General features: G+C 67.5%; 17 protein-coding genes. 7 read left to right on the top strand and 10 right to left on the bottom strand.

The genetic code is table 11. The features are described 5' to 3' along the window. Positions 1 to 145 precede the first annotated feature (145 nt). Positions 146 to 1300, top strand: coding sequence for an acetoin utilization protein AcuC (locus ABZ293_RS08250; protein ID WP_355178562.1), 1155 nt, complete (start codon positions 146 to 148; stop codon positions 1298 to 1300). Beyond that, complete coding sequence (locus ABZ293_RS08245; RefSeq protein ID WP_355178463.1) at positions 1293 to 4061, top strand: GNAT family N-acetyltransferase; 2769 nt, start codon at positions 1293 to 1295, stop codon at positions 4059 to 4061. The genes ABZ293_RS08250 and ABZ293_RS08245 overlap by 8 nt, the downstream gene beginning before the upstream one ends. A 361-nt stretch (positions 4062 to 4422) precedes the next feature. On the opposite strand, the gene ABZ293_RS08240 is transcribed toward ABZ293_RS08245, so the two are convergent. From ABZ293_RS08240 to ABZ293_RS08225, 4 genes are all read right to left on the bottom strand, one after another. After that, positions 4423 to 5439, bottom strand: coding sequence for a LacI family DNA-binding transcriptional regulator (locus tag ABZ293_RS08240; RefSeq protein WP_355178461.1), 1017 nt, complete (start codon positions 5437 to 5439; stop codon positions 4423 to 4425). Between the two features lie 253 nt (positions 5440 to 5692). Further along, positions 5693 to 6661 carry a sigma-70 family RNA polymerase sigma factor gene (locus ABZ293_RS08235; protein ID WP_355178459.1) on the bottom strand — a complete coding sequence of 323 codons (969 nt, stop codon included), beginning with the start codon at positions 6659 to 6661 and terminating at the stop codon, positions 5693 to 5695. 194 nt (positions 6662 to 6855) lie between these two features. After that, the gene (locus tag ABZ293_RS08230) at positions 6856 to 8373 is read right to left on the bottom strand and encodes a methyltransferase (RefSeq protein ID WP_355178457.1); all 1518 of its coding nucleotides are present in this window, start codon (positions 8371 to 8373) and stop codon (positions 6856 to 6858) included. Between the two features lie 691 nt (positions 8374 to 9064). Next, positions 9065 to 9805 carry a VOC family protein gene (locus ABZ293_RS08225; protein ID WP_355178455.1) on the bottom strand — a complete coding sequence of 247 codons (741 nt, stop codon included), beginning with the start codon at positions 9803 to 9805 and terminating at the stop codon, positions 9065 to 9067. Positions 9806 to 10085: 280 nt separating this feature from the next. Between ABZ293_RS08225 and ABZ293_RS08220 the strand changes: the two genes are divergently transcribed. After that, entirely contained in the window at positions 10086 to 11369 is a 1284-nt protein-coding gene (locus tag ABZ293_RS08220) for an MFS transporter (RefSeq protein WP_355178453.1), read from the top strand. Between the two features lie 103 nt (positions 11370 to 11472). Here ABZ293_RS08220 and ABZ293_RS08215 read toward each other — a convergent pair whose 3' ends face one another. Next, positions 11473 to 11826 carry a DUF3099 domain-containing protein gene (locus ABZ293_RS08215; protein ID WP_355178560.1) on the bottom strand — a complete coding sequence of 118 codons (354 nt, stop codon included), beginning with the start codon at positions 11824 to 11826 and terminating at the stop codon, positions 11473 to 11475. A gap of 181 nt (positions 11827 to 12007) precedes the next feature. Here ABZ293_RS08215 and ABZ293_RS08210 point away from each other — a divergent pair, with 181 nt between their 5' ends. After that, positions 12008 to 12241 carry a DUF3039 domain-containing protein gene (locus ABZ293_RS08210; protein WP_355178451.1) on the top strand — a complete coding sequence of 78 codons (234 nt, stop codon included), beginning with the start codon at positions 12008 to 12010 and terminating at the stop codon, positions 12239 to 12241. Here ABZ293_RS08210 and ABZ293_RS08205 read toward each other — a convergent pair. Then, on the bottom strand, positions 12217 to 13335 hold the full coding sequence (locus ABZ293_RS08205) for a YihY/virulence factor BrkB family protein (protein ID WP_355178558.1): 1119 nt from the start codon (positions 13333 to 13335) through the stop codon (positions 12217 to 12219). The two genes, ABZ293_RS08210 and ABZ293_RS08205, sit on opposite strands and share 25 nt — an antisense overlap. 406 nt (positions 13336 to 13741) lie before the next feature. On the opposite strand from ABZ293_RS08205, the gene ABZ293_RS08200 reads away from it, so the two are divergent. Next, complete coding sequence (locus tag ABZ293_RS08200) at positions 13742 to 15397, top strand: DEAD/DEAH box helicase (protein ID WP_355178556.1); 1656 nt, start codon at positions 13742 to 13744, stop codon at positions 15395 to 15397. Positions 15398 to 15403: 6 nt separating this feature from the next. Here the strand turns inward: ABZ293_RS08200 and ABZ293_RS08195 are convergent, their stop codons facing one another. Then, positions 15404 to 16012 carry a TetR/AcrR family transcriptional regulator gene (locus ABZ293_RS08195; protein ID WP_355178449.1) on the bottom strand — a complete coding sequence of 203 codons (609 nt, stop codon included), beginning with the start codon at positions 16010 to 16012 and terminating at the stop codon, positions 15404 to 15406. Positions 16013 to 16119: 107 nt separating this feature from the next. Between ABZ293_RS08195 and ABZ293_RS08190 the strand changes: the two genes are divergently transcribed. Further along, complete coding sequence (locus ABZ293_RS08190) at positions 16120 to 16860, top strand: SDR family oxidoreductase (RefSeq protein ID WP_355178447.1); 741 nt, start codon at positions 16120 to 16122, stop codon at positions 16858 to 16860. Positions 16861 to 16901: 41 nt separating this feature from the next. On the opposite strand, the gene ABZ293_RS08185 is transcribed toward ABZ293_RS08190, so the two are convergent. Next, positions 16902 to 17717, bottom strand: coding sequence for a helix-turn-helix transcriptional regulator (locus ABZ293_RS08185; protein ID WP_355178445.1), 816 nt, complete (start codon positions 17715 to 17717; stop codon positions 16902 to 16904). A 54-nt stretch (positions 17718 to 17771) separates the two neighbouring features. Between ABZ293_RS08185 and ABZ293_RS08180 the strand changes: the two genes are divergently transcribed. Then, positions 17772 to 18341 (top strand): class I SAM-dependent methyltransferase, encoded by a 570-nt coding sequence (locus ABZ293_RS08180; protein WP_355178443.1) that lies wholly within the window; start codon positions 17772 to 17774, stop codon positions 18339 to 18341. Positions 18342 to 18407: 66 nt separating this feature from the next. Here ABZ293_RS08180 and ABZ293_RS08175 read toward each other — a convergent pair whose 3' ends face one another. Together ABZ293_RS08175 and ABZ293_RS08170 are read right to left on the bottom strand one after the other, a co-directional pair. Next, positions 18408 to 18977: a hypothetical protein gene (locus tag ABZ293_RS08175; RefSeq protein WP_355178441.1), complete on the bottom strand. Its 570-nt coding sequence runs from the start codon at positions 18975 to 18977 to the stop codon at positions 18408 to 18410. Continuing rightward, positions 18977 to 20854, bottom strand: a complete 1878-nt coding sequence (locus ABZ293_RS08170) for a DEAD/DEAH box helicase (RefSeq protein ID WP_355178439.1) — start codon at positions 20852 to 20854, stop codon at positions 18977 to 18979. The genes ABZ293_RS08175 and ABZ293_RS08170 overlap by 1 nt, the downstream gene beginning before the upstream one ends. Positions 20855 to 20870 lie beyond the last annotated feature (16 nt).

Raw genomic sequence — 20870 nt, 5'->3', positions numbered from 1 at the left:
CTTCCCGCGTAGCGTTGCGACCATGGCCACTGCACCGCGCGGCGAACACTCCGCGCCGCTCGACGAAGGTGATCTCGAGTCGCGACCGGGGACCGTCGTCTGGACCGACCGATTCCTCGACTACGCATGGACGCCGGAACACCCCATGAAACCGGCGCGTCTGAAGTTCACCATGGCGCTCGCGGAAAGTCTCGGATTGCTCGCCGGTGTCGAGCCATTGGTGCCGGCGCAGGCACAGCTGTCGGATCTGCTGCGCATCCACACCGCCGACTACATCGCTGCCGTCGAACATGCCACGCAGCCAGCGGGTGCGCCGCTGGCACCACCGTATGGCCTCGGCTCACCGGACAATCCGGTGTTCCCGCGGATGCATCAAGCGGCCTCGGTGATTGTCGGCGGCACGCTGGCCGCCGCACGCGAAATCGCCGAGGGCCGCACCCGGCGCGCGGTGAGCATCGGCGGGGGTATGCACCACGCGATGCCGGATTCGGCCGCCGGATTCTGCATCTACAACGATGCGGCCGTGGCCATTTCCTGGCTCCTGGACCACGGCTACGACCGCATCGCCTATATCGATGTCGATGTGCATCACGGCGATGGCGTGCAGCGCGCCTTCTACGCCGACCCACGGGTGCTGACGATCTCGCTCCACCAGCATCCGGCGACCCTGTGGCCGAATACCGGGTGGCCCGAGGAGACCGGACACGGCGCCGCCGAGGGCACCGCGATCAATCTGGCGGTGCTGCCCGGCACTCGGGATGCCCAGTGGCTGCGCGGTTTCCATGCGATCGTGCCCGGCGCACTCGCAGCGTTCCGGCCACAGATCGTGGTCAGCCAATGCGGTGTGGACACCCATCGCGAGGACCCTCTCGCCGATATGGAGCTGACCGTGGACGGTCAGCGCGCCGCCTTCATCGCCATGCGCGATCTGGCCGACGAGTATGCCGAAGGCCGGTGGCTCGCCGTCGGTGGCGGCGGCTATGGCCTGGTGCGCGTCGTGCCGCGGGCCTGGACGCATCTGCTGGCGACCGCACTGGATCGCACCATCGCACCGGACACCGCGGTGCCGCAGGACTGGATCGAACTGATCCGGGCGGCGGCCCCGACCGTCGACCCGCCGCGCACCATGGGTGACGGTGGTGACATCTCGTTCCGCCGGTGGGATGGACCCGGCGGCACCGGGGAAACTGGGGACGCGCGCATCGACCGCGCGCAACGCGCTATCGATACGGCCGTATTGGCTACGCGCCGAGCCACCTTCGGGTTGCTCGGACTGGATCCGGAGGACCCCCGTGATTGAGAACCCGCCCATTCCGGATTCGGCGAGCACTCCGGTAGTGCCGCCACCGCCGCCGCAGCACTGGTTCGCCGATGTATTGGCCTCTGACGGTGGCGTGGTGCGGTTGCGTCCGATCACACCCGATGACGCCGATCGGCTGCAGGAGTTCCACGCGGCACTGTCGGATCGCACCCGGTATCTGCGCTACTTCGGTCCGTACCCACGCATTTCGCCGAAGGATCTGTACCGCTCCACCCACGTCGACCATCACGACCGGGTTGGGCTGCTGCTGGTGCTCGGGGAGGCGATCATTGCGGTCGGCCGCTATGAACTCCTGACCGACCGCCCCGGAGCACGCGCCGCCGAGGTCGCGTTCGTGGTGGCCGACGAACACCAGGGGCGCGGACTCGGCTCGATCCTGCTCGAACATCTGGCCGGGGCGGCCGCCGAGAACAAGATCGAAACCTTTGTCGCCGAGGTACTCGCCGAGAACACGGTGATGGTCACCGTCTTCCGCGACGCGGGCTATCAGGTGGAGCGCAGCAGGGACGGTTCGGTGCTGCATCTGGAATTCGCCATCGATCCCACCGAAGCCCTGCTCTGGGTGCGGGATTCGCGCGAACGCGCCTCCGAGGCGCGCAGTGTGGGCAATCTGCTCGCGCCGCGTTCGGTCGCGGTGATCGGTGCCACCATGGGCCCGGCCCGGGTCGGTGGGGTGATCCTGGCCAATATGTTGTCCGGGGTGTTCCAGGGGCCGGTGTTTCCGGTCAATCCGAACCGGAAATCGGTGCGCGGGGTACGGGCCTATCCCACCGTGCGCGATATTCCCGACGAGGTGGATCTGGCCGTGGTCGCGGTACCCCCCGAGGCGATCGGTTCGGTCCTCGACGACTGTATGGCCAAGGGCGTCAAGGGTTTGGTCGTACTGACCGCGGGCTTCGGGGAGACCGGCGCCGGTGGTGTGGTCGCCGAACACGAACTGGTCGAGGCGGCGCGCGGACACGGGATGCGGGTGGTGGGGCCGAGCGCGCTCGGCATCGCGAACACCGACGCCGCGGTTTCGTTGAACGCCACCCTCGCCTCGGTGCTGCCCGGGCGCGGGCGCATCGGATTCTTCTGTCAGTCCGGGCCGTTGGGTGCGGCGATCCTCGGTGAGGCCGCCGCACGCAACCTGGGGTTGTCGACCTTCGTCTCGGCGGGCAATCGCGCCGACGTGTCCGGCAACGATCTGCTGCAGTACTGGGACACCGATTCCGCCACCGATGTGATCCTGCTATATCTGGAGAGCTTCGGTAATCCGCGCAAGTTCTCCCGGATCGCGCGTCGCGTCGCGCGCAGCAAGCCGATCGTCGCGGTGAGTAGCGGCCGGTTGGCCGCACGGGCTCAGCCGACCGGCGATATGGACCGATCGATCGTGCGTGACCTGTTCGCACAGTCGGGAATCGTTCAGGTCGACTCGATTTCGGAGCTGTTCGACTGCGCCGCGCTGCTGGGTTATCAGCCGCTGCCCGCCGGTCCACGGGTCGCCGTGATCGGCAATAGTGCGGCATTGAACTGGCTGGCCGTCGACGCGGCGCGCGGAGAGGGGTTGGAGGTGCGGCGGCCCGACGCGGTGGCGTCGGAGGACGTTCGTCGCCCGCGCCCCACCGAACGGGTGGTGGACGAGGAGTCGGTCGGCGATCCGGTGAATCTCGGTCCGGATGCGACGCCGGGCGCGTATCTGGACGCAGTGGTCGCCGCGCTGCGCTCGGATGAGATCGATGCGGTGATCGTGGTTTTCGCGCCGCCGGTGCCGCTGCCGATGGCCGGATTCGCCGATGCCATCCGCGAGGCCGCGGTGGCCGTGCCCGATTCCGGCAAACCAATTCTCACCACTTTCGTTGCTGAGCAGGGGATTCCGAATCTGCTCGCGGTGCGCGGTCCGGGCGGTACGGCGGCGCGTGGGTCGATTCCGTCGTATCCGGATCCGGAGCGGGCCGCTCGTGCGCTGGCCAAGGCGCGCCGGTACGCGCAGTGGCGCACGAAACCGGTTTCGACGGTGGTGCGCCCGACGGGCATCGATGCGGAGCGGGCCAAGCGGTTGGTCGCCGGATGGATGCGCGATTCCGACGGCCGGTGGCTGACCGATCTGGAAGCGGTGGACCTGTTGGACTGCTACGGCATTCGCGTCGTCGAGTTCCGTGAGGTCCGCAACCCCGATGAGGCGGTGGCGGCCGCCGAGGAACTCGGCTATCCGGTGGCGGCCAAGGCGACCGGCGAAATGTGGCGCCGGCGACCGGATCTCAGCGGTGTCCGACTGGACCTGTGGCGTCCGGAGGCCGTGCGCCAAGCCTATTCGCACTTGGTCGAGCTGTGCGGTGATCCGGCGGTGCACATCCAGAAGATGGCCAACCCGGGCGTCGGCTGTGTGCTGCGGGTGCAGGACGACCCGTCCTTCGGCTCGGTCATCGAATTCGGCCTCTCCGGCATGATCATCGAACTTCTCGGCGATCGCGCCTACCGCGCCCTCCCGCTCACTGCCGACGAGGCCACCGCTCTCATCGACGCTCCCCGCGCGGCCCCCTTGCTATCCGGCACCCCTGCCAGCCCGCGCGTCGACAAACCCGCCCTTGCCGAACTCGCCCAACGCGTCTCGGCCCTCTTCGACGACCTCCCAGAAATCCGCGAACTATCCTTCGACCCCGTCCTGGCCTCCCCGAACGCCGCCGCCATCCTCTATGCCCGAGCCCGCATCGGCCCCGAACCCAGCCGCTTCGACACCGGCCCCCGCCGGCTGGGCTAACTGCCCTGCACTTCGTGACAATGTTCCGCAGGCGCCCCGAGCTGTGGGTTTAGCAATAACGCTTCGGGGATCCGTCCTGCCTAATTTCGCCTCCGAGCCAGTCGTTTCGACGTCGGCTCGGCCGCACGTCGGGTGATTGACCGGCCGGAGTCGCTGACACCGGGCCGGTGCCTACGCCGAGGGTGTCGGCGACGTGGCGGGCGTGGCTCGCGGCCGGGCGATCGGATCGGCCGGCGTGTTGCGATGTTGGCTCATAGTGCGTCGGATGGGCGGACTGGCCGGAGTCACGAACGCCGGATCTATGGCCGTGCTGGGTGGCAGCGTCCCAGGACGCGAGTCAGGGACCGGGTGATCGGGTCGGTTAGCGGTGGGGTGGGGCGGTGGAGCCGCGGATGACCAGGGATGGTGGGAGGAGGACCGAGCGGGGGGTGCGGTCGGGCTCGGCGATGGATTCCAGGAGCATGCGGGCGGCTTCTCGGCCGATGTCGTGGTGGGGGATGGCGATGGTGGTCAGCGGGGGATCGAGCTTGTTCAGGAATGGCAGGCCGTTGAAGCCGATCACGCTGATATCGGTGGGGCAGGTGATGTCGCGTTCGGCGAGGGCGTCGTAGCAGCCCAGGGCGATGAGATCGTTTCCGGCGACCACGGCGGTGACCTCTGCGCCGGAGTCCAATGCGGCGTGCAGGGCGCGAGCTCCCGCGTCTTCGGTCCAGCTGTCGCACACCATGATTCGAGCGCAGTCGTCGAGACCGTGTTCGCGAACGGCGGTTCGGAAGGCACGCAGGCGCTCGACACCGGTGGAGGCGGTCTGCGGGCCCGCGAGGTGCAGGATTCGGCGGTGGCCCAGATCGACCAGATGACGCACCGCGAGCGCGATGCCCGCCGCGTCATTGGCGGCGACCGATCCGATATCGAGCCCTTCGGTGCGGCGGTTGACGAGCACCATCGGCACGCGCTGCTCCTGCAACTGCCGCAGCAGGGGATGCTCCAGCAGCGCGGTGGCGATGATCAAACCTTCGGCCTGGCGCGAGCGCAGCGATGTGATCTGGGCCTGCTCGCGGTCGGGCCGATCGCCGGTATCGACGATGAGTGTGCTGTACCCGGCGGCGGCCAGAACGTCCTCGATGCCACGCACTATCGGTGGAAACAGCGGGTTGGTGAGGTCGGGGATGACCAGTCCGACAGTGCCGGACTTGATGGTCTTCAGGTTCCTGACAATCGGATTCGGACGGTAACCCAGTGATTCCGCCGCACGTAGCACCCGTCGTGCGGTATCCGGATGCACCAGGGCACGAGCGTTCGGATTGAGTGCGCGCGACGCTGTGGCGGTATGCACACCTGCCGCCGAGGCCACATCGCGCAGTGTCGGTCCCTGCATGCGGAAATACTAGGCACCATGCCGTATGAGCCATCGCCGATAATGGGAAACGCTGGCCCCGAAGGCCTTTCGACAAGAGGATCGCCGACCGGCTCGCGCGAAACCCGGAGGGGGCGGGACGCGCGGACACCGGTCGGCGTTTCGAGGTGACCCATCCGAGGTCACCAAGCCGGACGCCGGACCCGCCTCGGATGTAGTCCGGCGCCTGAAGGACGTGCCGGGATCACCGGCACGAGTTACCGCAGGATTGTGCTCAGCTGGCGTAGGCGCGCAGGCGATCGGCCCGCTCACCCTTGCGCAGCTTCGACATGACCTCACGCTCGATCTGGCGCACCCGCTCCCGGGAGAGCCCGAAGAGCTTGCCGATCTGATCGAGGGTGCGCGGCTGGCCGTCGTCCAAGCCGAAGCGCAGGCGGATGACCTGCTGCTCCCGCTCGTCCAGGGTGGCGAGCACGCTGCGCACGTCGTGGTGCAACAGTCCGGCGATCACAGCGGACTCGGCCGAGGTGGCCTCGGAGTCCTCGATGAAATCGCCGAGCGGCGCCTCTTCGTCGTTGCCGACCGGCATATCCAGGCTTACCGGATCGCGGCTGTGGTCGAGCAGATCGGAGATCTTGTCGACCGGGATACCCGATTCGTTGGCCAGCTCCGCGTCCGTGGCCTCACGGCCGAGCTGCTGATGCAGTTCGCGCTTGATCCTGGCCAGCTTGTTGACCTGCTCGACCAGGTGCACGGGAAGGCGGATGGTGCGGCTCTGATCGGCCATACCGCGGGTGATGGCCTGACGGATCCACCAGGTGGCATAGGTGGAGAACTTGAAGCCCTTGCTGTAGTCGAACTTCTCCATCGCCCTGATCAGGCCGAGATTGCCCTCCTGGATCAGGTCGAGCAACGGCATGCCGCGGCCGGTGTAGCGCTTGGCGAGCGAGACCACGAGCCGGAGGTTGGCTTCGAGCAGATGCGAGCGCGCGGACTGACCCTCGCGGACGACAATGGCCAGATCGCGCTTGCGGGTGGCCGACAGCCGCTTGCCGGTCTCCAGCAGATGCTGCGCATAGAGGCCCGCCTCGATGCGCTTGGCCAGCTCGACCTCGTCGGCTGCCGTGAGCAGTGCGGTACGGCCGATCCCGTTCAGGTACACGCGTACCAGGTCGGCAGCAGGGCTCTGGGCGTCGAGGTCCGAATCGCTGGTGCGCACACGAGTGGTGGCGGGGCTTGTCATGACTTGCCTCCTGTCGGTGGTGTCTCACTCCGATCAACGGACCCGACAGGAAGAAAGTTCCCCGCTACTGCTCCGATAAACCGCTCTGAACTGCGGTTTCCATCACTCGCGTCTGAGAAGTTCCTGAGAACCCCACCCTGTCGGAACAGCTCGTGCGCGATGTCTCGGATGCGAGTCGTGCGTTTGCCGCTTCGTTACACGGGCCGTACCAAACCGTGCCGAACCAAACCGGCCACCACGGATAATGCATCGGCCGCGAACTCTTCGGTCACCTCGCCGATGCCATCGGCGAGTGCGAGCAGTTCGATCAGCTCTTGTAACGGCAAGCCGTCGGCGCGCATTCCCGCCACGAGTGCGATGGTGGACTCATCCACCTCGTGCTGCCAGCGCGGACCGTCGCCGCGATGCAGCCGCGCGACCTGCTGGTCCCAGCCGAATTCGCCGTGCAGATAGACCCGTTCCAGCGCGGTGGCCGGATCGACAACGAAACGCGAAGTCCAGGCCAGGTTTTCGGCGGCGGCGGCACGGCGCAGCCAGGCCGAGCGCGCGAAGTACGCGGTGGCCTCGGCGCCGAGCGGATCGTCGAAGCCATGGGTCAGGTCCTCGGCGAGCAATTCGGTCGGGCCGTCGATGGCGTGCAGATAGACGAAGCCGAAGCCGACGCCCTCCACATCGGCGGCGGTGAAGGCATCGAGCCACTGCTCGGCGCGGGCTTGTGCGGCCGGGTCGCGCGGATCCAAACCCGCATCGCGCAACCAGGTTCCGACATAAAGGGCCGGATCGGCGATATCGCGCTGGACCACCCAGGCGTCGACACCGTGCGCGGGCAACCAGGACGAAACCCGATGGCGCCAATCCTCGCCGTCCACGTGCACCCAGGCCGCCAGCATTGCGGCGGTGCCGCCGGGTGCGAGCAGGTCGGGGGCCTGCGATATCACCAATTCGCTTGCGCCGTCGAGGGCGAGGCCGGAGTCGCGGTAGGTGTGTTCGATGCGGGCGGGACCGACCACGAACGGCGGATTGGCGACCACCTGGTCGAAGCGGCGACCGGCGACCGGTTCGAACCAGGATCCTTCGAGGAGTTCGATGTCGAGTTCATTGAGCGCGGCCGTGGCCTCGGCCAGCCATAGGGCGCGGGCATTCACGTCGGTGGCGGTTACGCGGTCGGCGTAGGCGGCGGCGTGTACGGCTTGGACGCCACAGCCGGTGCCGAGATCCAGGACCGAACCGACGCGGCGGGTCGGGGTGGCGCGCAGCAGCGAGAGCGAGGCATGGCCGACACCGAGCACATGGTCCTCGCTCAGCGTGCGCCTGCGCATTGAATCGTCGAGATCGGACAGGATCCAGCGGGTGCCTTCGCCGGTATCGAGCGGGCGCAGATCCAGGGCCGCACGCATGTCATCGCCATCGCGGGTCAGCAGGCCCGCCGCCACCGCGCGGTCGATATCCAGCGGTGCCAGCGCCCCCGCGACCTCGCGTTCGGGCAGCGTGTCACCGAGCAGCAACAGCCGGATCAGGGTGCCGAGAACTCCGGCTGTGCGCGCGGCTCGGCGCACCGGGACCGGTTCGGAGCGGCCGAGCGCCGCGTGCGCATCCGGACCGAGCACTTCCAGCAGGGTGTCGGCGTCGTAGCCGACGCGGGTCAGCGCGGCCCGCAGATCGGGGCACAGCGCGGTGAGCAGCGATCCGGTCGTCGTCTGGTTGGTGGGCACATAGGTACTCTGCCACCGCGACACACCAGCTACCGAAACGTGTCCGTCGTGTCACTTGGTCTGGGTCTCGGCGACCAATGCCGGACAGACGGTCGATGCCGGAGGGACGGTTGATGCCAGTCGAGATGGCCGACGCCAGGCGAACGGTTGATGCCAGTCGGGATGGCCAACGCTGGCGGGACGGTTGATGCCCGTTGGGATGGCCGACGCCAGGCGAACGGTTGATGCCCGTTGGGATGGCCGACGCTGGCGGGACGGTTGATGCCCGCCGGGACGGCCGACGCCGGACGAACCGCTGACGTCACTGGGGATGGCGACGCTGGCGGAACCGCTGATGCCGGTCGGGATGGCCGACGTTGGACAAACAGTTGACGCCAGTCGGGATGGCGACGCTGGACGAACCGCTGATGCCAGTCGGGACAGCCGACGTTGGACAAACAGCTGATGCCGGTCGGGACAGCCGACGCCGGACGAACCGCTGACGTCATTGGGGATGGCGACGCCGGCGGAACGGTTGATGCCAGTCGGGATGGCCGACATTGGACGAACGGCTGACGCCAGATGAGACGGCCGACGCTGGAGGAACCGCTGGCGCCAGACGAGACGGCATCTTGTGCAGGTTTGGGCTATCTGTACGGACCTGTGCCCGGCGTGCGGTTCGTCAGTGTGAACGCAATCTCCGCGGCGCGGATCACACGCCGTTCGGGTCGCGCCCGGTGATGCAGTACAGGGCGTCGGCGGGGTCCGACATGACGATCCAGTGCCCGTGGCTCTCGACGAGGGTCGCGCCGAGGGACTGGTGCCAGGCGGCGGTGGCATCGATATCGGCGGAGGCGAGGTCGATGTGTGCGCTGGTCGGGCGGTCCTCGCCGAGGCGTTGCAGCAGAAGTTGTACGGGCATCGGCTCTTTCGCGCGCAGGCGGGCGAATTCGGGCAGGCGGCCTTGGGTCAGGTCCCAATTGGTGAGGGTGGTCCAGAACCGGGTTTCGGCGGCGTGGCCGGTGGGGCCGATATCGAGGCAGACCTGGTCGAGGCGGGTCAGGGTGCCGTCCGGGGCGCGGAAGGCCGGTGCGGGTGTCCCTTTGGCACGGCCACTCGGTGTGAAGCAGAAGATCTGACCGCCGGGTGAGCGCAGCACGGCATAGCTCTTGTGGTTGGCGACCAGTTCGGCATCGAGATCGAGTGCGATGCGGACCGCGGCCGTGACATCGTCGACATCGATATCGAGGTGCACACCGCCGAGTCCGGTCACCGCCTGCATCTTGACGCCCGCGACCGCGAAGAGTGCGGGATCCGGTAGGAGCGTGAGGAATTCGTCGTTCGCACCGCGCCGGGGCGAGAGTTGGGTGCCGGTGATCGTCGACCAGAACGTCGCGCATTCGTCGAAACGTTGTGTCGGGCGGTCGAGGAAGGCCCAGACCCACCGAATCATGCTGTGTCTCCTGTTTCCTGCGGAAAGGCTCCCGTGCCGAGAGTGCCGTGCGATGGTGTCGCACCTTCCGCGCTTCGACGGCGTCCTGCACGCGATTCGGTACAGGTGTGTCGCACATCACTTGCGCCGGGGGAGTCCCGTCGCGTATCCCCGCCACACAGTAGGGGCCGTGCCTGACGCTGTCGAGGTAGTTTCCGATCCGGCGTGTCTGGCACGATCTTGGCGGTTTATGGCATTCCGGCCACTCGTTCGGCGCGCGAAATTCCGGCAGTCTCAGCGGGTGACCGAACTGCGAACACCACCGACGCTGGGACCTGTCGATACCGTGACGCGGCGGCTGCATCCCGCCTGGGTCGTCGCCGGTGTTGGATTCATCGCACTGCTCGGCGCGGCCGCGTTCCGTTCGGTGCCGAGTGTGCTGCTGGATCCGCTGCACGATGAGTTCGGCTGGTCGCATGGCACCATCGGGGCCGCGGTTTCGCTGAATTTGCTGCTGTACGGTCTGATTTCGCCGTTTGCCGCGGCGCTGATGGATCGATTCGGCATCCGACGGGTGGTCGCGTGCGCGCTGGTGCTCGTCGCGGCGGGCAGCGGGCTCACCGTATTCATGACCCAGCCATGGCATTTGGTCGCGACCTGGGGCCTGCTGGTTGGTATCGGCGTCGGTTCGATGTCCATGCCGTTCGTGGCGACGATCACCGGCCGCTGGTTCGTGCGCCAGCGTGGCTTGGTGACCGGCGTACTCACCGCGGCGGGCGCGACCGGGCAGCTGGTCTTCCTGCCGGTGGTATCGGCGGTGGCGCATGCGCACGGTTGGCGGGTGCCCTCGGTGATCGTCGCGGGCGTCGCGCTGGCGGTGGTGCCGCTGGTCCTGTTGTTCATCCGCGACTTCCCCAGTGACGTCGGCGTTTCCGCCTATGGCGCCGAACCGGGCAGCACGGTCGGGCTCCGCGTCCCCGCCTCCGGTGGCGCGACCCGGGCACTGACAGTGCTGGCCACGATCGCGCGCAAACCCGGATTCTGGCTGCTCGCAGGTGGATTCGCGATCTGCGGCGCCTCCACCAACGGCCTGGTCGGAACCCATTTCGTCAGTGCGGCACACGATCACGGCATGCCGCCGACCACCGCCGCGAGTCTGCTGGCCCTGGTCGGCATCTTCGATGTGGCGGGCACCATCTTCTCCGGCTGGCTCACCGACCGGGCCGACCCCCGCTACCTGCTGGTCGGCTACTACACCCTGCGCGGCCTGTCACTGCTGATCCTGCCGTCGCTATTCGCCCCTGACACCCAGCCGAGCATGTGGGTCTTCATCATCTTCTACGGCCTGGACTGGATCGCAACGGTCCCACCAACCGTCCTGCTCTGCCGCGAACTCTTCGGCGCCGACGGCCCCGTAGCCTTCGGCTGGGTGTTCGCCTCCCACCAAATCGGCTCCGCCATCGCCGCAACCGGCGCAGGCATCATCCGCGACCTCCAGGGCTCCTACAACCTAGCCTGGTACATCGCAGGCGCCCTATGCGCCGCAGCAGCCCTCATGTCCGCCACCATCCCCCGCCACCCCTAACCCCATCCCCAACCGAGTCGAGAATGCGCTCATGCAGGACACTCACGGAGTTTGCCTGCCTGAGCGCATGGTGATCGCCTGTCCAGCTGCGGGCTGGGGTGGGTTAGGTGTCGATGGCGCGGTGGGGGCGGGATTCGATGGCGGTGCGGGGCTGGTCCCAGCGGCTGGGTTCGTCCTTGCGGCGGGGTGGGCGGTCGTTGGCGATGAGGACCGCGATCCAGGGGAGGGGGATGGAGGCAGTGATGATCAGGATGGACAGCAGGGCGTTGCTGAACATGCTGTAGGCGACCGCGGCGAGGATCAGGCAGGGGATGCGGAAGGCCATGATGATCGTGTAGCGGCGGACCCGTGCGCGGTGCTGGTCATCCAGTGACGGCGCCGCCTCGGTGATCAGCAACGGATGCTTCTCGTCATTGCCCGGGAAGTAGCCGGCGGATTTGCGAGGAGGCTTCGGCATCGTCACGTCGTGGCGATCACCGCTGCCGATGTCGTCGGCGTGAGGGGAGTCGCCGTACTGCTGCATACCCTGAGTCTCCCACTGTCGGGTCCGGACCGCACATGGCCTGGTCAGCTGGATGAACGCGCGCGGAGCCGACCGTGCTCGGCCGAGTTCGCGCCGATGCGGCATCATGGAATCCGTGAGTACCGACACTCTGGTTCGCCCGGATACGACCACCGACGAGACGACGGGCGACGACACCCCGAAGTTCTTCCACTACGTGAAGAAGAACAAGATCGCCGAGAGCGCCGTCATGGGCACCCATGTGGTCGCCCTCTGCGGTGAGGTCTTCCCGGTGACCCGCTCCCCGAAGCCCGGCTCGCCGGTCTGCCCGGAGTGCAAGAAGGTCTACGACGGCCTGCGCAAGGGCTGAGCCGACTCTGTGCGCGGTGCCGCAGCGCCCGGTGCGTGCAGATGTACCCGGGCGGCATCGGCGTCGATATCGTCTGCCCGTGTGATCGGTCCCTGAGTTCCCGGTGGGCTCGGGGGCTTCGCTGTGCCGAGATCGTCAGGGTCGGCGCTGGATGCGTCGTCGGTCTCGGAGTCATCGGATCCGTCGCCGCCCAGCTGGTTGGACAACCATTCCTTCACCTGGTCGATGCGGGTGCTGCGGGCTGGCCAGAATTCCTGGACCGCGGCATTGAATTCGGCGCCGAGGATCACCGCGAAGCCCAGGAAGAACGTGAACAGCAGGAAGGCGATCGGCGTGGCGAGCGCGCCGTAGCTGACGCCGGTCCTGGCGACCCAGGCCAGGTAGCGGCGCAGGCCCTCGCTGGCGGCCATGAAGAACACCCCCGCGACGAGCGCCCCGCCGAACAACCGGTGCCACGGCAGCGATTTGTGCAGCGCCAGCTTGTAGAGCGTGGTGAGCCCGATGATCAGCAAGAGGCCGACACCCGGGTAGTAGAACGAGTCGATCAGTCGCAGCCCCGGTTCGCGCCACGAATCCGGCAGCACCCGTCCGATCAACGTCGGGCCCAGGGCGATCAGCGGCAGCAGGAACACCGCCACCACTAGGAACAGCACATACAGCAGCAGCGCGAAGATGCGCTGCCACACCGGATGCCGGGCATCCTTCTGCCCGTGTGCCTCGACAATGGAATCCACGAAGGTCGACATGGCCGAGGATCCGGCCCACAGCGACAGTACGAAGCCCACCGAAACATAGGCGGCGCGCCCGCGGCCGAGCACATCGGTGACCGTCGGCTCGATCAGATCGCTGACCACACTGGCGCTGAACAGGTCGCGGCTGAACGCGATGATCTTCTGCTCGACGATCTGCACGGTATCGGGGCCGAACCATTCCCCCACGTAGCCGAGGCTGCCGAGCACCCCGAACAGCAGCGGTGCCAGTGACATCGTCTGCCAGAACGCCGCGGCCGCGGATTTGGTGAAAATCGAATCGTTCCATGCCTTCACCGCCACCCGCACGACGAGTTTGCCGCCCTGTCGCGAGCCGTGCGCCATCCGTGCGGCGGCGCGCCGGGCATATATCGCCGCAGTGGGTTGCACGTCGCCACCGCCGCTGTGGATCGGCTGGTCGCCGGTCCCGGGGGACTCACGAGCTGGGGCACCATCGTCGGACATGATGCCTACAGCATCGCGCATCCGAGCATATTGTTCTGGTTTGCCATCGCATCGCGTCGATGGGCAGGAGATGAACAGGGCGTTGCGCGCCGTTCGAATGTGACGCCCGTCGCCCACGCCGCGTCGGTTTGGCGACACGCCATGGGGGACAGCTAGGGTCGTCTGCGTGACTGTGTCGGGTGGCGCCGCTGTGGCGGGAGAAGCGGAAACACCGGGCGATTCGCAGACATCGCGGGCCGCGGGTTCCACGGGTGGTTCGCTACGGGCCTGGCAGCGCCGGGCACTGATGAAATACCTGGCCACCAAACCGAGGGATTTCCTCGCGGTGGCGACGCCGGGCGCCGGTAAAACCACCTTCGCGCTGCGGGTCGCGGCCGAACTGCTGGCCGACCGCACCGTCGACCAGATCACCGTGGTCGCCCCGACCGAACACCTCAAGCACCAGTGGGCCCAATCCGCGGCCCGCGCGGGCATTCAGCTGGATTCGCGCTTCTCCAACGCGACCGGCGCGACCTCCGGCGACTATCACGGCGTCGTGGTCACCTACGCGCAGATCGCCTCGCATCCCGCACGACACCGGGTGCGCACCGAAAGACGCAGAACGCTGGTGATTCTCGACGAGATCCACCACGCGGGCGATGCCAAGTCCTGGGGCGATGCGACGGCCGAGGCATTCGGCGACGCCACCCGGCGGCTCGCCCTGACCGGAACCCCGTTCCGCAGCGATGACAGTCAGATCCCATTCGTCACCTACGAACCCGATGAAGCGGGTTTCCCGCGCTCGCGCGCCGACCATGCCTACGGCTATGCCGAGGCGCTGGCCGACGGCGTGGTCCGACCGGTGGTCTTCCTCGCATACTCCGGTGAGGCACACTGGCGCGACAGCGCAGGGGAGGAGTATTCCGCCCGCCTCGGTGAGCCGCTGAGCGCCGAACACACTGCCCGCGCGTGGCGTACCGCACTGGATCCGGCGGGGGACTGGATGTCCAAGGTGCTGGTCGCCGCGGACACCCGGCTGCGCCAGCTGCGCGCGACCGGTATGCCCGATGCCGGTGGTCTGGTGATCGCTACCGATCAGGAGCGGGCCCGCGATTACGCCGAACTGCTGGAACACATCTCGGGAGAGAAGCCTGCCCTGGTGCTGTCGGATGATCCGTCCTCCTCGGATCGGATCGCCGAGTTCAGCAATAACACCCAGCCGTGGATGGTCGCGGTGCGCATGGTGTCCGAGGGCGTCGACGTGCCGCGTCTGGCGGTCGGTGTCTACGCGACCAGCGCCTCGACACCGCTGTATTTCGCGCAGGCCATCGGCCGGTTCGTGCGTGCGCGCAAGCCCGGCGAGACCGCGAGCGTCTTCCTGCCGTCGGTGCCGGTGCTGCTCGATCTGGCCGCGCAGCTGGAACTGCAGCGCGATCACGTCATCGGCAAACCGCATCGGGAGAAGAACGGCCTCGAAGACGAACTGCTCATCGAGGCCAATAAGCAGCAGGACGAGCCGGGTGAGGACGAGCGGCCCTTCGTCGCGCTGGCCGCCGACGCCGAGCTCGACCAGGTCATCTACGACGGATCCTCGTTCGGCACCGCGACTTTCGCCGGTAGTGCCGAGGAGGCCGATTACCTCGGCATTCCCGGGCTGCTCGATGCGGACCAGATGCGGGCCCTGCTGCGGGAGCGGCAGTCGCGGCAGTTGGCCGAACGCGGTGCCGCCGCCCCCGATCCGGGCCCGCAGGTCGCCTCGGCGGCCGAGCGCGTCGCGACCGCCGATAAGCTCGGTGAGCTGCGGCGTGAGCTCAATAGCCTGGTCGCCATGCACCACCATCGCACCGGGAAGCCGCACGGCGTCATCCATGGTGAGCTGCGACGGGAATGTGGCGGTCCGCCAACGGCATTGGCGACCGCCGATCAGCTCGGTGAGCGCATCGCGGCATTGCGCCGCAAGTAGCTTCGGTCAGCGGGTCGCAGCGGAGACCGGCCATGCGGCCATGGCGCAGTCGATGGACTGGGTGAGTTCGGTGTGGGAAGCGCCGTCGCGCGCGCGGATCGACAGGCCGTACAGGACGGTGGTGTAGAAACTGGCCAGCGCGGCGGTATCGGTGTCCGCGGGCAGATCACCGTCCGCGATGCCGCGATCCAGACGGTCGCGGATATCCTCGGTTGTCTCGCGCCGCTTTTCGATCAGGAAGTCGCGGATACTTTCGCTGCGGGTGGTGTAGGTGGAGCCTGCGAGCACGACCATACAGCCGTGGGGTTTATCCGCCACGGTGTAGGCGATCGCGTTGTCGCGCAACATCGCTTCGATGCTCGCACGTGCCGTGGGTTCCTCCCGCAGGGCGCGGGCGGTGTAGCCGCCTTCGGTCCGGCCGTAGAGGCCGACGGCCGTACGGAACAGTTCTTCCTTGCCGCCGAAGGCCGCGTACAGACTCGGTGAGTTGATGCCCATCGCCGCGGTGAGATCGCTCATCGATGAGCCTTCGTAGCCGTGCTCCCAGAACACCTCCATGGCGCGGCGCAGCGCGACCTCGCGGTCGAAAGCGCGGGGGCGTCCTCGTTCGGCCATGGCCCGATCCTTTCTGTGTCGATCGTTAAATATACCCCTTGACGCGGCCGGGGCTCGTGCGTTTAGCTATTTATGTACTGATCGACACAGAATTTGGAGGAGTCGCGATGTCGGATCTGACGGGCAAGGTGGCGCTGGTGACCGGTGGCAGTCGGGGTATCGGAGCGGCCATCGCCCGGCACCTGGCCGATGCGGGCGCGGATGTGGCGCTGACCTACCAGAACAATGAGCTACAGGCGAAATCGGTGGTCGCCGAATTGGAATCGTCGGGGCGGCGGGCGGTCGCGATTCAGGCTGACAGCGCCGACGCGGGTGCCGTCGTCGCGGCCGTGCACCGGGTCGCGGCCGAATTGGGCAGGCTCGATGTGCTGGTCAATAACGCGGGCATCTTCCCGGCCAAACCCTTCGAGGAGTTCACCGTCGAGGAGATCGATCGCGCGCTCAATATCCATGCGCGTGCGGCGTTCGTCGGGGCACAGGCGGCGGTCACGTATATGACCGAGGGCGGGCGGATCATCAGCATTGGCAGCAACCTGTCCGAGCGCGCCGCCTTCGGTGGACTCGCGCTGTACAACCTCAGCAAGTCCGCGCTCAATGGCTTCACGAAAGCGCTTGCGCGCGAACTGGGGCCGCGAAACATCACGGTGAATCTGGTACAGCCCGGCTCAACCGACACCGATATGAATCCGGCCAACGGCGACCATGCCCCGCAGCAAATCGGTCTCACCGCCCTCGGCCGCTTCGGCACCGCCGATGACATCGCTGCCACCGTTGCCTTCCTCGCCGGAACCTCCGGGCGCAGCATTACGGGCTCGATCTTCACCGTCGACGGTGGCACAAACGCCTGATCGTCGGGTCCGCCGAATCTCCACCGGAGGACGGGACTCGGTTACCTGGCGAAGTAGCGGCCTGGGGATACGCCAACGGTGCGACGGAAGGCCGCGACATACGCGCTCGGGGTGGCGTAGCCCACGCGTCGGGCGATCCGGGCGATCGGCAAGCCCTCGGCGAGGAGGGGAAGTGATGCCACGAGGCGGATCTGAGTTCGCCACTGGCCGAAGCTGATTCCGGTCTCGGCGACGAACAGCCGGGCCAAGGTGCGTGGACTGGTGGCGACGGCGGTGGCGAACTCGCCGAGCGTGCGATCATCGGCGGGATTGCGAGTCAGCGCGTCGGCGACCTGCGCGGCTCGGGTATCCACGGGTCGGCGCGCGCCGATGGGAATCACGTCGACCGGCTCGAGCAGATCGAAGACCACCGCCTCCGCGCGTTCGCGTCGAGCGGCGGCGGTTTCGAGCTCGGTGAGATGGTCGAACAGTTCATGGAGCAGGGGGGATATGCGGAGCATGGTCGGTGCGGCCAATGCGACCGGGCACCGATCCGGTGCCACGAAGATGCCGCGCATGGTCGCGCCCGCCGCGGTGCCGGTTCGGTGCCTCGTGCCGCCGGGGATCCACAACGCCCGCGTCGGCGGCAGCACCCAGTAGCCGTCGCCGATTTCGACGGCGATGACACCCCGTGCCGCCCAGGCGATTTGATGCTGCGGATGTTCATGGGTGTCGAACCAATAGCCCGCTGGCAGGACGCCAGCACCCAGCACCATGGCGGTATTGCCGATCGCGGCCGGGAGTACCAGGGATCCGCTGTGCTTCCGACGAGGCGGCCGGGGTTGGCCCGGTACGAGGGATTGGCCGTTCGGCGACACAGCTTGTCACCGTAGCCTGTCGTGGTCGGCGTCGTCCGCTCCTAGCGTGATCGTATGGCGATGAATTACTTCCACAGGCTCCTGTGCCGATCGGCGCTCTGGGAGCGCACGAGCGCGGCGAAGATCGTCCCGTGGGCGCTGTCCGGCCTCGACCTCGGCGCCTCCGCACTCGAGATCGGCCCCGGTTACGGTGCGAACGTGCGCGCCTTGCGCGAGCGCACGACCACGCTGACCGGAGTCGAAATCGATCCGGTGCTCGCCAGCCGACTGCGTACCCGGCACGGCAGCACGATGACCGTCATCGAGGGCGACGGCGCAGATATGCCCTTGCCGCCGAGGCAATTCGATTCGGTCGTGTGTTTCACAATGCTGCACCACGTTCCGACCGTCGATGAACAAGACGCCCTCTTCGCCGAAGCCTTGCGCGTCCTGCGCCCCGGCGGAGTATTCGCTGGCAGCGACGGCCTCGATGGTCCGGTATTCCGCCTGATGCATCTCGGCGACACCTGTCTGCCGATACCGCCGGACCGCGCAGCCGCCCGCCTTACGGGCGTCGGGTTCACCGACGTCGAGATCGAGACCGGCACAACCAGTTTCCGCTTCCGAGCCCGCCGCCCCGAATGACACAGGGCGAGGTGAATCCTCGTCAGCGCACCGCCATCGAGAAGGTCGACAGCCGGCGCGGCTGGTCTACCGCACCGAGGCGGTGTGCAAAGGAGCCCCGAAGTAGTCCGCGGGGTCTAGGGCGTTGAGCGGGGTCCACCGGGGTGATTCGACCGGCGCTGCCGGATCTTCGGGTGCCGCTTGGAAATAGCCCTGCAAGTCCAGGGCCAGGCGTGGGTCCTCGTCGACGCGGCGGGCCAGGTCGTAGTACACGGCGAGGACGTGCACGCAGCGGGCCGAGCGGGCCGAGCAGGAGCAGTCCGTCCCGGCCAGCACGGGGGCGGGGCTGGTACCGGCGGCGACCAGGGCACGGTGCATATCGTCGGTGAGTACCGTTGTGTCCGGGATGATTTCGGCGATTGCGGTAATGGCCGGGCGGGGCAGTGGTGCAACTTCGAGATGGGTTACCGAGGCTTGGCCGCCGCGGTGGATGGTGGCGCGGATGACGCGCCCGTCGATGGTGGTCTGTACGCCATTGTTGCGGGCGATGCTGCGGGCCCGGGGCAGCAGCGGATCGGGACGGGTCTGGCGCAGGGTTTCGGCAAGGCGGACCCAGTCCATCCCCCAGGCGGTGTAGCCGAATTCATTGTCCGCCATCAGTTCTCCCTCTTGCGTCGCAGGATTTCGATGAGCTGATCGTCGTCGAGGCGGGCCAGCGCGGCGATGCCCGCCGAATCGCCGAGGTCCGCGAGTGCGGATTTGCGCTCGTGCATGCCCGCGATGTGCTCCTCGACGGTGGTACCCGAGGTGAGGGTGGTGATGGTGACGGTGCGGGTCTGGCCGATGCGGTGCACCCGGTCCGATGCCTGGGCCTCGACGGCCGGATTCCACCAACGGTCGTAATGGATGACATCGGCGGCGCGAGTCAGCGTCAGTCCGGTGCCCGCCGCGCGCAGACTCAGAATCAGGACCGGCGGACCATCCTCGGCCTGGAAGCCGGTGACGATCTCCGCGCGCTCGGCCTGATCGAGGCCACCGTGGAAGAACGGAACACGCACACCGAACTGCTCGTCGAGATGGCGGACCAGCAGGTCGCCGGTGGCGCGGTACTGGGTGAATATCAGTGTCGGGTTACCGGTTTCGAGGTTATTGGCCACGATATCGGTGCACAGGTCCAGCTTTCCGGACCGGCCGGCCAATTCGCCGAGCTCACCGGTGATCAGGCCCGGATGGTTGCAGACCTGTTTGAGTGCGGTCAGTGCCGCGAGTACCCGGCTCTGCCGTTGGGCGCCGTGCCCGAAGCCGTCGTCGATGGCCTTGTCGAGCAGTTGGTCATAAAGTCCTTCCTGTTCGGCAGTGAGGTCGCACAGCAGATCGCTGTGCATCTTCGCGGGCAGTGACGCGGCGACCTGAGCCTTCTTGCGCGCCAACAACACCGGTTCCAGGGTGTCGCGCAACCGGGCCGCCGCGGCGGTCGAACCCTCGTGGATCGGCCGGACGAACCGCCGCCGGAACTGGGTGCGGTGCCCGAACAGCCGCGGCGTCACCAGATTCAGCAGCGCCCACAGCTCCTCTAGATGGTTCTCCACCGGCGTACCGGTCAGCGCGACGGTGGCCTGGGCCGAAAGCGCCCGCGCGGCCTTGGATATCTGCGTGCGCGGATTCTTGAGCGCCTGCGCCTCATCGAAAACCACTGTCGCCCACTGCTGATCGGCCAGCACACCGCCGTGCAGCCGCAACATCGGATATCCGGTCACCACAACCGCGCCAGCCTCGTCGGAGACCTCGCCCCCGCGCCACACCACCGGTCGCAGCCCCGGCGCGAACCGCGTGATCTCATGCACCCAGTTCCCGACCAGCGATGTCGGACAAACTACGAGCTGCGGACCGGACCCACCCCGCCCGAGCAGAAACCCAATGGTCTGCACCGTCTTCCCGAGCCCCATCTCATCGGCCAGTACCGCGCCGCCGTGGGCCGTGACGGTCTCGTGCAGCCACCCGACCCCACGCGCCTGATACGGGCGCAACTGCGCCTTCAACCCCTCCTGCAATTCCATCTGGAGACAGCGCGTTTCGCGCAGTACGCGCACCGCGCGCTCGGCGGACACGATCGACGTCCCGATCGCATCCGGCACCGCATGCGCGGCCGTGGGCAGCAGCACTGGCCTGCCCGGCTGCCCCTGTTCGGTCTCGTCGGCGTCCGGCCCATCTGATGGCCGAGATACGTCGTGTGCCCGGGCTCGCGTTGTTCGGGTCTGTCCAGAGTGGTCCGCTATCGACGGTGACGAGTCGATCGATTGTGCATCGTCCGGATCGCCCTCAGTCTGAAGCACCGCGTGCCAAGCGAGTAAGGACGGACCCGCGTCGGCGAGGTCCAGCTGCAGCAGATCGTCCGGATCGACCAGTGCGCAGTCGACCTCGGCTACTTCGATCGCGCCATGTGGTCCCGTCGGCACCGCGAGCGCGAGGGTTTCGTGATCGCCCTCGGGCGCGCGGCCCGGTCCGGATCCGGTCCAAGTCCACAGCGCGAACATGTGGCGGTCAGGGAGA

It is taken from the genome of Nocardia sp. NPDC005998 (genome assembly GCF_040614395.1).
Classification (GTDB): domain Bacteria; phylum Actinomycetota; class Actinomycetes; order Mycobacteriales; family Mycobacteriaceae; genus Nocardia.
The sequence above is the reverse complement of the archived record's forward strand: the minus strand, read 5'-3'. Positions and strand labels throughout refer to the sequence as shown.

Excerpts from the sequence above, each read along its gene's own strand:
- ABZ293_RS08250 (WP_355178562.1), top strand. The coding sequence starts at position 146 with ATGAAACCGGCGCGTCTGAAGTTCACCATGGCGCTCGCGGAAAGTCTC.
- ABZ293_RS08240 (WP_355178461.1), bottom strand. The coding sequence starts at position 5,439 with ATGCAGGGACCGACACTGCGCGATGTGGCCTCGGCGGCAGGTGTGCAT.
- ABZ293_RS08235 (WP_355178459.1), bottom strand. The coding sequence starts at position 6,661 with ATGACAAGCCCCGCCACCACTCGTGTGCGCACCAGCGATTCGGACCTC.
- ABZ293_RS08225 (WP_355178455.1), bottom strand. The coding sequence starts at position 9,805 with ATGATTCGGTGGGTCTGGGCCTTCCTCGACCGCCCGACACAACGTTTC.
- ABZ293_RS08215 (WP_355178560.1), bottom strand. The coding sequence starts at position 11,826 with ATGCCGAAGCCTCCTCGCAAATCCGCCGGCTACTTCCCGGGCAATGAC.
- ABZ293_RS08205 (WP_355178558.1), bottom strand. The coding sequence starts at position 13,335 with ATGGCGCACGGCTCGCGACAGGGCGGCAAACTCGTCGTGCGGGTGGCG.
- ABZ293_RS08200 (WP_355178556.1), top strand. The coding sequence starts at position 13,742 with ATGAAATACCTGGCCACCAAACCGAGGGATTTCCTCGCGGTGGCGACG.
- ABZ293_RS08195 (WP_355178449.1), bottom strand. The coding sequence starts at position 16,012 with ATGGCCGAACGAGGACGCCCCCGCGCTTTCGACCGCGAGGTCGCGCTG.
- ABZ293_RS08190 (WP_355178447.1), top strand. The coding sequence starts at position 16,120 with ATGTCGGATCTGACGGGCAAGGTGGCGCTGGTGACCGGTGGCAGTCGG.
- ABZ293_RS08180 (WP_355178443.1), top strand. The coding sequence starts at position 17,772 with ATGGCGATGAATTACTTCCACAGGCTCCTGTGCCGATCGGCGCTCTGG.
- ABZ293_RS08175 (WP_355178441.1), bottom strand. The coding sequence starts at position 18,977 with ATGGCGGACAATGAATTCGGCTACACCGCCTGGGGGATGGACTGGGTC.
- ABZ293_RS08170 (WP_355178439.1), bottom strand. The coding sequence starts at position 20,854 with ATGTTCGCGCTGTGGACTTGGACCGGATCCGGACCGGGCCGCGCGCCC.